This window comes from Rhodococcus sp. H29-C3, assembly GCF_030063405.1.
Classification (GTDB): domain Bacteria; phylum Actinomycetota; class Actinomycetes; order Mycobacteriales; family Mycobacteriaceae; genus Rhodococcoides.
Genome location: NZ_JASITC010000003.1, coordinates 192,209 through 204,278, shown reverse-complemented (window position 1 = coordinate 204,278; position 12,070 = coordinate 192,209). Strand labels below are relative to the sequence as shown.

Genomic DNA, 12,070 nt, shown 5'->3' with positions numbered 1-12,070 from the left:
ATTCTTACCGCTGTCGTGCCGATATCGAACTGAGTCGAATTCTCGGCGGGACGCCGTCTTCGGGAGCGAAGCCGACGGCTTTCTCAGGGGGTAAGACTAACTTGCCCACGGGGACCACCGTCCAACGCAGCCCCGGATCCGTCGGTCACAATGGTCCCCATGCGCAAACTGATCATCGGTCTCGTGAGTCTGCTGGCACTCGCCCTCGTCGTCGACTTCGGGGTTGCGGCCTACTCCGAGTACCGCGTCTCGCGCGCAATTCGTGAGGGCGGGGACCTTACCTCCGACCCTCAGGTCACGATCCACGGTTTCCCGTTTCTGACCCAGGCCGCCGAAGGCAAGTACCAGAACGTGGAGGTCCGAGCACAGGACGTCCCCAACGATTACGTCGGGTCGACGACGATCGAAGCCAATCTGCGGGGCGTGTCGATCCCCCTGTCGGACTTGGCCGACGGGTCGGTTCAGACCGTTCCCGTCGATAAACTGGACGGGCGGGTGCGCATCGAAGCGACGGACCTCGGACGCTTCCTCGACATCGTCGACCTGCAGGTTTCTGCTCCACCCGCCGACAAGTCGGACGGAACGGGCGGTTCGGGTGGGTCCGGAAAGACGACGAACGGCGGAGTCGTGCTCACCGGCACCGTTCCGGTCGGCCCGGTCGAGACCGAAGTCAGCGTCCAGGCAGATCTGATTCTCGATGGCGATCGGGTGAGCATCGTCGCGACCGATTTCTACTTCGGCCCCGAGGGCAGTGCCGATTTCACGATCCCCGACTTCGCGAAGTCTGCTGTGCTCGGTCTGTTCACCAAGACGATCGATCGCCAGACGCTTCCGTTCGGAGTGCTCCCGACCGATGTCTATGCGGAGGGTTCGCAAATCGTGATCGAAGGCTCGGCGGAGAATGTGACGATCGACTTGGACGAGATCGAAAAGTCATGACCGGAATCACAATTCTCGTTGTCGTACTGGTTGCTGCATCGGTGGTCGGCGTCGTTCTCACCTCACGCGCTGGAAAGGTAAGGCATGCCGCCACGGAGGGAACCTCCCCACTGTTGACCGCCATGCTGACGGACGCCGGTGCGGTCTCGGGGCACGCGACGGTTTTGCACTTCTCCGCTGACTGGTGTGGCCCCTGTAGTGCTGTGCGACGCGTGGTGGGTCAGGTACTCACCGAACTGGACGGTCCCACCGAGCTCGAACTCGACATCGACGAACACCAGGCGCTCGCTCGGGAGCTGGGGGTTCTGTCGCTTCCCACGACTTTCGTTCTCGACTGGCAGCTGAACCAGCGCGTTCGGATTGCCGGAGTCCCGAAAGCGGCCGCCCTGAAGGCTGCGTTGCTCGACCTGTAGTTCTGCTGGTCGGAGTTCTCGGGGTAGGGTGTTCGATGTGTTGTCCCGCCATGAGCTGTTGCTCACCAGTCGTCGCACGGTAGACCTGTGCCGACTGGGCGGTTGTTGCTGTCGCTGCTGCTGATCCCTCGTTCCGCCGGTGCTGTTGGTGCGCACTCCGGGAAGCTTTCAGCCGATCACGGGTAGATCCCTCTTTACCCCTCTGCAGATATGCCGGTTCCGTAGATCGGACCCGCCTCGACACCCGACTCCGTCAACAAATCCAGTGCAGGAGCACCTTCACGATGTCTACCGACCTACATTCCGCAGTCGAACAAGTCGATGCCCGTGGCCCACGATTCGCGGCGTGGATCACCACCGCCGTGCTCGTCGTAGTTCTTCTGTTGTCGTCCTTCTCCATTGTTGCCGCGGCAGTCCTTCTGGCTGCTCAGGCCGTGGTCTTCGCGATCGGCGCCGCCTTCGGTCCGCGGCGCAGCCCCTACGGCCGACTGTTCGGACTGTTCCTCGCACCCAGGTTGTCACCGACCAGCGAACGCGAGCCGACGCCACCACTGAGGTTCGCGCAGCTCGTCGGCTTCCTGTTCGCGGCCGCCGGTGTCATCGGTTTCGCCGCTGGGTTACCAACTCTCGGCGCTGTGGCCACTGGTTTCGCACTGTTCGCGGCTTTCCTCAATGCGGCCTTCGCCTTGTGTCTCGGCTGCCAGATCTATCCCCTCGTGGCGCGAGCGCGATCGCACGCCGCTCGCACCTGACATACCTACCTACCTACCCACCCATCCATCACCGACCGACACAATTTCTACCCTCAGATATCCATCACCGAAAGGAAACCCATGGCCCGCTCCGACGTCCTGGTCTCTGCCGACTGGGCCGAGCAGAACCTGAACGCCACGAAGACCGTTTTCGTCGAGGTCGACGAAGATGCAAGCGCCTACGACGGCGGTCACATCGAAGGCGCAGTGAAACTCGACTGGCGCAAGGACCTGCAGGACCCGATTCGCCGCGACTTCCTCGGCCAGGACCAGTTCTCCGATCTCCTGTCGGCGAAGGGAATCGCCAACGACGACACCGTCGTGCTGTACGGCGGTAACAACAACTGGTTCGCCGCCTACGCGTACTGGTACTTCAAGCTGTACGGCCACAACGACGTCAAGCTCATCGACGGCGGCCGTAAGAAGTGGGAACTCGACGGCCGTCCACTGTCGAGCGATATCGTCACTCGGGACACGACGCAGTACCGGGCACAAACGCCTGACCTGTCGATCCGCGCATTCCGTGACGAGGTCATCGACGCCATCGGCAACAAGAACCTCATCGATGTTCGCTCCCCCGACGAGTTCTCCGGCAAGATCCTCGCGCCGGCGCACCTGCCGCAGGAGCAGGCGCAGCAGCGCGGACACGTGCCCTCTGCGATCAACATCCCGTGGAGCACCACTGCCAACGAGGACGGCACGTTCAAGAACGACGACGCCCTCGAGGCGCTGTACAAGGAAAAGGGCTACGACGAGGGCAAGGCGACCATCGCTTACTGCCGCATCGGCGAGCGCTCGAGCCACACCTGGTTCGTTTTGAAGGAACTTCTCGGCAAGTCCGACGTCAAGAACTACGACGGCAGCTGGGTCGAGTACGGCTCCCTCGTCGGAGCACCCATCGAGTTGGAGGTTCACTGATCATGTGCGGAGCACCCGTTCAAGGCCAAACGATTCCGGCAGGCGTCGATGTCGGGAAGGAGACCGTCATCACCGGTCGTGTTCTTGCCACCGACGGTGAGCCTGTGGGCGGCGCATTCGTGCGTTTGCTCGACGGCACCGGCGAGTTCACAGCAGAGGTAGTGGCGTCGGGAACCGGAGACTTCCGGTTCTTCGCAGCGCCCGGCCGGTGGACATTGCGTGCACTGTCCTCGTCCGGCAACGGTGACGCGGTGATCACCCCGGAAGGTGCAGGCGTGCACTCGGCGAATGTGACCGTCGGAGCCTGATTTCTCTCAGAACACCAAAGAGCCCCGCATCGATTCTTCTTCGATGCGGGGCTCTTTCGTGTGTGTCCTAGTTCTGCGGCACGATCTCGATCGACGGCGCAATGGTCGGCTCGGGAACCGTCGAGTACTGGGGTGGGAAGACACCTGGCGGTAGCGCTACGCCGAAGGAATCGAGCAGCGCTCCCAGATCGGTGTCACGAGTGAGGGTTCCGGGCGTCGGGAGTGTCTGCGGATTCGGTTCCTGCGATGCCTCGGGTACCGGTGCAGCATCCGGAGCCGGGTTGGGATCGACCTCGGAGGTGGCCAGAGGTGCATCGTCGACGCCCTTTTTCTCGCGTTCCGTTTCGGCCAGATCCGTCACCCAGGCGACAATCTTTTCGCTCTCCCACGCGCGGCCGTCCTTCGGATTGTTGTTCCAGTACAACAGGTGCTGGAGAAATCCGAGAAATATGTACGGCTCGATGAGGACATCGACTATTCCCTTGTTGTTCTCCACCAGACCTTCGCCTTCGGCACGCACTTTGGCACGCACCGTCTCGGCTCCTGGCCCCATCGCCCAATCGAGGTCTTCGCGTAGACGCTCGGGGGTCAGATCTGCACGGGCTTTCCCCTCGTCGACCTGGTAGGTCTGATCGGAAACCTTGAGAAGCACTTCGAGCAGCGTCTCTTCGGACCCGACCCAGTCCTTCTGGGTGACGATATCGACGATCGTGCGGGTCGCTATGGAGGTCACCGTGCGGGCGAAGTCGGCGACGGACTGGACGGGGTCGATCACCGTCAGCCGCATCTGTCCGAGTACTCCGAGTGCCAGTTGCAGCGCGAGAATGTTCTCGGGAGCGTCGCAGGCAAGATCGTAGGGTCGGCAAGCCCATGTCATCTTGTCGTTCAGCGTGCCGTAGTCCTTGGCCTCCGGCGACTGGAACCCACCGCGTGTCGGGCCCGGCTCGTCGATATTGGGTACGCCTGCAGGTCGGTAAGGATCCCCCAAGAGTGCAACACCGGCGATGTCTTCGCCCGTGACGAGCGCATCGGGAGCGCGGTGGCCCAGTTCCATCGCGACCCGCTCGACCACCTCGCCACCGACGCTGTAGCCGAGGAGGACGAACTTGGTGTTCTCGCCGCATTTGTTCTTGTACTCGTCGAGCAGACGGTTGGTCGAGGCAACGCCTGCGGCAACCGATTCTTGATACGTGGGTACGTCGGAGAGGAATCCCACTCCGTACGTCGATGGATACGGGACGTAGAGCCAGCCGACCGATCCCGGGTTGTTCGCGCCGGCCTGGCCGACAGGAAGCGTCACGTTGCCCACCCAGTTGGCCATCGGCGACCGGGGTTCTTCGTTCAGCGGATCACGATCGGTGTCCGAGTCGGTGGCGCCGGACACGGCGAGCATCAGAATGTCCGGGCATTCCAGGGCAAAGTTGTTCGGGTCGATATTCGGGCCGTCTTCTTCGGGCGAGGGCATGCCGGCAGACCCCGTCGTGGACGAACCCGATTCCGGGGATGCGGCCGCGGCCGCGGGAACTGCAAGGAGCAACGCCACCCCCAGCGTCGCGGACTTCGTCAATATCGAGCCCGCGCGTGTTCGGCGACGCATTCGAGATCCTCTCCAGCACACTTCGAGACAGCTTTCGACCAGACAAAAGGTGTCGGGCGTACAACGCCCGACAGACACTGGAGAAGGTACCGTGCCGAGCCCCCATCGTTTGCTACAGAGTGTGAATCCCCGATGTCAGGGGCCCCATACTGGGAGATCGCACTATCGACTTCGGCGTTGTCGTGACCGCGATTCTGCAGAGTCGATAGCGTGGGTCTAAACTCGGCGTCGTGGTCATCTTCTTCGAGCTTCTGCTGGCACTGGCTGCAGTAGCCATCATCGCGTTCTCGCTCTACGTCGTCTACCGCTTGGTCACCGAAGAATCGTGACCGAGCGCGCAGCCGACGGGTCGGGCGAGACCACACGGTCCGCTAATGATGCGATCGCCGAAGCTGCCGAGAAGTTCGAGGCAGCGTCGGCACGCAACATTCCGACGTTGCCGGATCTTCCGCACCCCGAGGACACCGCCAACCTTCGCCTCGGACCCGAACTGAATCCAGCGATGCTTGCGCTGCTTCCGCTGGTCGGCGTCTGGCGCGGCGAAGGTGAGGGACGCGATCCTGAGTCGGGAGAGGAGTACCCGTTCGGGCAGCAAATCGTGGTCTCACACGACGGCGGTGCCTACCTCAGCTGGGAATCTCGCTCGTGGCGTCTCGACTCCGACGGAAACTACGCGCACCCCGACCTTCGCGAAACCGGCTTCTGGCGGATCACCGGCGATGACGTCAAGGGCGGCGAAACACCGGAGGTCATCGAGTTTCTGCTGACGCACAGCACCGGCGTCGTCGAACTCTATTACGGGCACGCGCTGAATCAGACTTCGTGGGAACTGGCGACCGATGTCGTCATCCGGTCCACTTCGGGTGCTCTCGTCGGTGGCGCCAAGCGGCTCTACGGCATCGTCGATGGCGCCGACCTCGCGTACGTCGAGGAACGCATCGACGCCGACGGAGAGCTAGCACCGCGGCTGTCTGCTCGCCTCGTCCGCTATATCGGCTGAGATCTTCTTCGGTCTCGACAATCGGGTCCCCACGCACGCGAACGGCCCCCGAGCCATACCTGCTTTCAGGTCTCGGCCGGATAAGGCCGAGGGCTCGGGGGCCGGGCAGCTGCCTTGGATTCGCTTGCCGCTCGCGCGGTCTTCGAAAAGTGAATCCGTCAGCGGTTGCGGCTAGCTGACAGCCACCTCACGTGTCCTAGAGTTCTTCAACGTCAGACCACCTCCTCTCCCGTGTACTCAACAAAGTACGCCGTGATTCCGAAGTCGGCAAAGGAATATTTCTGTCGGCAACGCCGAGGTCCAAGACCAGGTCAGCGTGGTTGTCCGCCGGAAGCTGATGCGTCACCACCACGACCGCACGATTCCCGTCGACGATACTGTCGGAGCGGTCGAGGAGCCGTCGCAGGAGCTGCGCTCCCCCGTCGTCGTCGAGGTGTTCGGTCGGTTCGTCCAGCAGCAGGATCGGCGCGTCGGACAACAGCGCCCGAGCCAGCAGAATGCGTCGACGCTGTCCTCCGGACACGGCCTGCGCACCGCCGACAAGTGGCGTGTCGATGCCGTCCGGGAGCGAGGAGATCCAGGCGCCGAGGCCGACTCGGTCGAGCGTCTCGACCGCCTCGTCCGACTGCACGTCGCCGCGTGCCACCCTCAGGTTTTCGAGAATCGAGGTGTCGAACAGGTGCGCATCTTCGGCGAAGAAACGGGCGCCGGAGCCCTCGACGGTGCCGCTGATCGGTGGCAGCAGTCCCGCGAGCGTCATCAGGAGAGTGCTCTTACCGATACCGCTGGGACCGACGATCGCTACCCTCGCTCCGGGACCGACATCGAGATCGACCGGCACCGTAGTCGAGGAAGACCCCGGCCAGCCGCACCGCAAGTTTCTCGCAGTGACACGGTCGGTGAGCGAGTCCAGATCATTCACTGTCTGCGGAGCGGCCTCATCCGCAGCGTCCAGCAGCTCCACGATGCGTGACGCCGAAATGCGGGCCCTCGTCAGTGCAATGGCAGCACCAGGCAGGGCAGAGGTCGCCTCGAAGGCGGAAAGCGGCACGAGCACGATGATCGCCAACGCCATCGGCGTCATACCACCAGCTGTTCCGCCCGTGCTGCCGTACAACGAGATACCGACCAGCAGGGAGCCCAGCACCGCCGCACCGATGGAGAGAGGTAATGCCGCGTCGGCGAAGGCTGCAGGCAGTGCCGCTCGGTCGCGGGCCTTCACCGATTCGCGGTTGGCTTCGGCAGCATCCCTGAGGGTCTCGTCCAATCGTCCGGCGACCCGCAATTCCCCGGCGTGATCGAGGGCGCGGACGGCGGTTTCGCTGAACTCCGACCGGGCCGAAATGCCCTCGGACTCGGCGATGACGGCAGATCTCGCCGCCCAGTAGGGCGCGAGTACCCCGGCGACCACGAGAGCCAGCAACAGAATCAGTGCTGCAGCCGGCGAGACGAACGCCAACACCACGACAGCTGCAATCGCCAGAACTATCGATACGCAGATCGGCACGATCGCACGCACCACGACGTCACCGAGCACGTCGACGTCGTTGCCGGTGCGCGACATCAGATCGCCGCGACGCAATCCCGCAGCTGCGGCCGGATTGCCTGCGGCGAGCCGTTCGTAGAGACGAGTTCTCGCCGACGTCGTTCCGCGCAGGGCGGTGTCGTGGGTAGCCAGGCGTTCCAGGTATCGGAATACGCCGCGCGAAATGCCCAGTGCTCGAACCGCTACGACGGCGACCGTCAGATCCAACACCGGTGGCATCTGCCAAGCGCGGGTGATGAGCCAGGCCGATACTGCCGCAAGGGTCAGTGCGCTGCCCAAGGTCGCGACCCCTGCCGCCACGGACATGGCGACTCGAGACGGACGAAGTTCGAGAAGTTCCAGAGCGCGCCGAAGGTCAACGAGCATGGCGTGCCTGCACTTCGATGATCGTGTCGGCACTGATGAGAACCGAACGACGGTGACCGACCACTACGACGGTTCTGCCCTCGTCGGCGAGGCGACGAATGGTTTTCAGTACTGTCGCTTCGTGGGTCGCGTCGAGGTGAGCCGTGGGTTCGTCCAACAGAAGCACCGGGGCCGAAGAGGTCAGGACTCGTGTCAGCGCGAGGCGTTGGCGCTGTCCGAGGGAGAGCCCGACACCTCCGGCACCGACGACGGTCTGCCATCCGAGCGGTAACTCTGCCAGAACCTGATCGAAACCTGTTGCTGCGCAAATACTGTCGAGCTCCCGGGGATCGGGCCATGTCCCGGTGAGCAGGAGGTTACTCTCCAGAGTGCCGGGAAGAAGGACGGGTCGCTGTGGGAGCCATGCGATCTGACGCCACCAGGAATGCACATCGACGTCGGTCAAGTCTCTTCCGCCGACGGTGACCGTGCCTTCGTCGGGCGCAGTCAGCGCGAGAATCACGCTCAGCGCCGTCGACTTTCCTGCCCCGTTCGCACCGGCCAGCACTGTCACGGTGCCTGGTTCGAATACGGCGTCGAGTCGGTGTGGGGCGCTGCCGCCACGCGCATCGACAGAAATCGAAGCAAGCTCCAGCCGTGCGCCACGGGCTTGAATCGATCGCGCCCCCGTTCTCTCCGCCGGGCGATCGTCCAGCACGCCGAACGCCTTCTCCGACGCGGCGACGCCGTCCTCGGCGGCGTGGAATTGGGCCCCTACCCGGCGTAGCGGAACGTACACCTCGGGTGCGAGTACCAGCGCGATGATGCCGGCCTCGAGAGCCATGTCCCCGAAGACCAGTCGGAGTCCGATGCTCACGGCGACGAGAGCTACACACAGAGTGGCAAGCAGTTCGAGAACCATCGAGGACAGAAACGCGATCTTCAGTGCACGCATGGTTGCGCGGCGATGTGCCTCGCCGAGTGCCCGGACCCGCGCTGCAGGCCCGTGTTCACGACCAAGTGCACGGAGCGTGGGAAGTCCGGCAATGAGGTCGAGTAGTTGGGCAGACAGTCGCGTCATCGATTCGAGCGTCGCCTCTGCCTTCCCCTTGGTCAGCAGGCCGATCAGGATCATGAAGATCGGAATCAGCGGAAGCGTGACAAAGATGATCACTGCCGATGTCAGATCCTCGGTCAGGATGACCACGAGCGTCAGTGGCGTCAGCGTTCCCGCGAGGATCAGCGCGGGCACGTAGCCGGTCAGGTAGGGAGCGAGGCCGCCCAAAGCCCTGGTCACGACCGTCGCGACGCCTTCGCGCTCGGAATCGAGTCGACGTGGATCACTGTTCGACGCGGCGGCGAGGACGTCGTTCTCGAGTTCTTCGACTACGCGCGAGGCCGCACGATGCGCGTAGCGCGATTGCAGCCAGGTCGAGGTAGTTCTGACCACGATGGCTCCGGCGAGAACTGCCAACTGCCCGGACCAGTGCGAGATCGATCGTGCTGCGGGATCGGTGATGACACCCGCGAGCACTGTGCCTGTCATGACCGCGGAGACGATGATCGCCCCGGTATCGACGAGCGATAGAAGCACTGTCGACAGCAAATACCGCCGCGCCGATCGCGAGTATCGCCACAACCGAGGGTCGATCGGGCCGCGGCGCGGCGCGGCGGTGACTGTCATGACTTGCGACCGAGTGACAATCCGATCGAGTCGGGGATGTGTGCGGTGGAGATGCGCTGGCGGAATACCCAGTAAGTCCACGCCTGATATCCGATGATGACCGGTGCGGTGAAGGCCGCTGCCCAGGTCATCACCTTGAGCGTGTACGGGCTCGACGACGCGTTCTCGATGGTCAAACTGAACGCAGGATCCGTCGTGGACGGCATCACGTCGGGGAACAGTGATCCGAACAGCAGTACGACGACGGCGATGACGGCGATCGTGGTGAACACGAATGCCCAGCCCTCGCGCACCTTGGCGGTGAGAGCGACGACGGCGATCAGCGCGAGAGCGGCGATCCCGACCATGATCCACGTCCATCCCGTCCCGTAGGCGAGTTGGGTCCACAGGGCGAAGGCACCGCCGACCACGACGGCTGGAACAGATAGCCGTACCGCCATTTTGACCGCGTCCTCGTGCACGTCGCCTGCAGTCTTGAGCGCAATGAACACTGCTCCGTGCAGCGCGAACACCAGAGCCATCGTGGCGCCACCGAGCAGGGCATACGGGGAGAGCAGGTCGAAGAACCCGGCGGTCACTTTCTTGTTCTCGTCGATCGCCACTCCGCGCACGATGTTGGCGAACGCGACGCCCCACAGCACGGCCGGTATCCACGATCCGATACCGATGCCGAGATCACAGCGTCGTCGCCACACCGGGTCGTCGATTTTGCCGCGGTACTCGATGGCGCAGACCCGCAGTATGAGCGCGACGAGGATCAGCAGCAGCGGTATGTAGAACCCGGAGAACAGGGTTGCGTACCACTCCGGGAATGCCGCGAACAGTGCACCTCCGGCGGTGATGAGCCACACCTCGTTTCCGTCCCACACCGGGCCGATGGTGTTGAGAACTGCGCGACGCCTGCGTTCTCCGACTTTCGGATCCGATGCCCGTCCGAAGACCGGGATCAGCATGCCGACGCCGAAGTCGAAACCTTCGAGGACGAAGTAGCCGGTGAACAACACTGCGATCGCTACGAACCAGAATTCTTGAAGTCCCATGATCGTTCCCCTCAGTACGCGAACGAGAGTTGTTGCGGAGCATCGTCATCCGTCGGATCGTCCTGATCGCTACCCGGCGGGTGCTGATCGTGTTCGAGCGGGCCTTCTACGACATATTTGCGGAGGAGGTAGAACCACACGACGCCAAGAGCTGCGTAGACCACCGTGAACGTCACCAGCGAGGCAACGACGAGGGAGGCCGGATGATCGGACACTCCCTGATCGACAGTGAGTCTTATTCGATCGACGCCGGTCGGGTTGGGAGCGACAACCCACGGCTGACGTCCCATTTCGGTGAAGATCCAGCCGGCACTGTTGGCCAGGAACGGCGTCGGGATCGCGGCGAGGCTCAGCCAGGAGAACCAGCGCTGGTTCGGGACGCGTCCACCTCGGGTCACCCAGAGTCCGGCGATCGCGAGCAGTGCCGAGCCCGCAGCCAGGCCGATCATCGCGCGGAAAGCCCAGTAGGTGACGAACAGGTTGGGTCGGTAGTTGCCCGGCCCGTACTGCTGTTCGTACTGAAGTTGTAAATCTTCGACGCCCTGCAGGGTTACTCCGGAGAACTGCCCCTCGGCAAGGTAGGGCAGCACGAACGGCACTTCGAGAACATGGGTGACGCCGTCGCAATTGTTGTGAGTGCCGACGGTCAGGATCGAGAAGTCCGGATCGGTTTCGGTGTGGCAGAGCGATTCCGCCGAGGCCATCTTCATGGGTTGCTGCTCGAACATGAGCTTGCCCTGGACGTCACCGGTGTAGATCAGCGCGATGCCGGACAGGATCATGACCACGAAGGACATTCGAGCGGCCGGTCGGAACATGCTCCGAGAGTTGGTGTCGCTGCCCTTGCGTGCCTCGCGCACCATCCACCAGCCCGAGATCCCGGCGACGAATGTTGCAGCCGTCAGGAATGCACCGGCGACGGCGTGCGGAAATGCGGCGAGGGCGGTGTTGTTGGTGAGCAGTTCCCAGATACTCGTCAGTTCCGCGCGACCGGTCTCTTCGTTGTAGATCGCACCGACTGGATGCTGCATGAACGAGTTGGCGGCGATGATGAAGAATGCGGAGGCGTTGACACCGATAGCGACGAGCCAGATCGTGGCCAGGTGAACGAGTTTGGGCAGCCGGCCCCATCCGAAGATCCACAGTCCGAGGAAGGTCGACTCGAGGAAGAACGCGACGAGCCCTTCCAGCGCGAGCGGTGCACCGAAGACGTCACCGACGAAGCGGGAGTACTCGCTCCAGTTCATGCCGAACTGGAACTCCTGGACGATGCCGGTTGCGACACCGAGCGCGAAGTTGATGAGGAAGAGTTTTCCGAAGAATTTGGTCAGTCGATACCAGGAGTCCTTCTTGGTGATCACCCACATCGTCTGCATCGCGGCGATGATCGGGGCAAGACCGATCGTCAGCGGAACGAGAATGAAGTGGTAAACGGTGGTGATACCGAATTGCCACCTCGAAATGTCCAAGGTATCCATGACGACTCCGACTCTCCCGCCCCCCGGGCAGGTAACTGAAGTTACCGCTG

General features: G+C 63.0%; 11 protein-coding genes. 6 read left to right on the top strand and 5 right to left on the bottom strand.

The features are described from left to right. Window positions 1–159 precede the first annotated feature (159 nt). From QMK32_RS08180 to QMK32_RS08160, 5 genes are all read left to right on the top strand, one after another. A complete protein-coding gene (locus QMK32_RS08180; RefSeq protein WP_283474234.1) occupies window positions 160–939 on the top strand; it encodes an LmeA family phospholipid-binding protein in 780 nt (259 codons plus the stop codon). Continuing rightward, window positions 936–1,352 carry a thioredoxin family protein gene (locus QMK32_RS08175; protein WP_283474233.1) on the top strand — a complete coding sequence of 139 codons (417 nt, stop codon included), beginning with the start codon at window positions 936–938 and terminating at the stop codon, window positions 1,350–1,352. Before QMK32_RS08180 ends, QMK32_RS08175 begins: the two co-directional genes overlap by 4 nt. Window positions 1,353–1,636: 284 nt before the next feature. Further along, complete coding sequence (locus QMK32_RS08170) at window positions 1,637–2,104, top strand: DUF4395 domain-containing protein (protein ID WP_283474232.1); 468 nt, start codon at window positions 1,637–1,639, stop codon at window positions 2,102–2,104. A gap of 81 nt (window positions 2,105–2,185) precedes the next feature. Then, on the top strand, window positions 2,186–3,022 hold the full coding sequence (locus QMK32_RS08165; RefSeq protein ID WP_283474231.1) for a sulfurtransferase: 837 nt from the start codon (window positions 2,186–2,188) through the stop codon (window positions 3,020–3,022). Window positions 3,023–3,024: 2 nt separating this feature from the next. Continuing rightward, window positions 3,025–3,330 (top strand): DUF1416 domain-containing protein, encoded by a 306-nt coding sequence (locus tag QMK32_RS08160; RefSeq protein WP_283474230.1) that lies wholly within the window; start codon window positions 3,025–3,027, stop codon window positions 3,328–3,330. Between the two features lie 67 nt (window positions 3,331–3,397). On the opposite strand, the gene QMK32_RS08155 is transcribed toward QMK32_RS08160, so the two are convergent. Continuing rightward, window positions 3,398–4,927, bottom strand: coding sequence for a cutinase family protein (locus tag QMK32_RS08155; protein ID WP_283474229.1), 1,530 nt, complete (start codon window positions 4,925–4,927; stop codon window positions 3,398–3,400). Between the two features lie 325 nt (window positions 4,928–5,252). On the opposite strand from QMK32_RS08155, the gene QMK32_RS08150 reads away from it, so the two are divergent. Continuing rightward, entirely contained in the window at window positions 5,253–5,927 is a 675-nt protein-coding gene (locus tag QMK32_RS08150) for a heme-binding beta-barrel domain-containing protein (protein WP_283474228.1), read from the top strand. A 196-nt stretch (window positions 5,928–6,123) separates the two neighbouring features. On the opposite strand, the gene cydC is transcribed toward QMK32_RS08150, so the two are convergent. The 4 genes from cydC to QMK32_RS08130 are packed head-to-tail and all read right to left on the bottom strand — an operon-like array spanning window position 6,124 to window position 12,020. Further along, a complete protein-coding gene (cydC, locus tag QMK32_RS08145) occupies window positions 6,124–7,839 on the bottom strand; it encodes a thiol reductant ABC exporter subunit CydC (RefSeq protein WP_283474226.1) in 1,716 nt (571 codons plus the stop codon). Next, complete coding sequence (gene cydD / locus QMK32_RS08140; RefSeq protein WP_283474224.1) at window positions 7,829–9,502, bottom strand: thiol reductant ABC exporter subunit CydD; 1,674 nt, start codon at window positions 9,500–9,502, stop codon at window positions 7,829–7,831. The genes cydC and cydD overlap by 11 nt, the downstream gene beginning before the upstream one ends. Then, entirely contained in the window at window positions 9,499–10,542 is a 1,044-nt protein-coding gene (gene cydB, locus QMK32_RS08135) for a cytochrome d ubiquinol oxidase subunit II (RefSeq protein ID WP_283474223.1), read from the bottom strand. Before cydB ends, cydD begins: the two co-directional genes overlap by 4 nt. Before the next feature lie 11 nt (window positions 10,543–10,553). After that, window positions 10,554–12,020, bottom strand: a complete 1,467-nt coding sequence (locus QMK32_RS08130) for a cytochrome ubiquinol oxidase subunit I (RefSeq protein WP_283474222.1) — start codon at window positions 12,018–12,020, stop codon at window positions 10,554–10,556. Window positions 12,021–12,070: the final 50 nt, after the last annotated feature.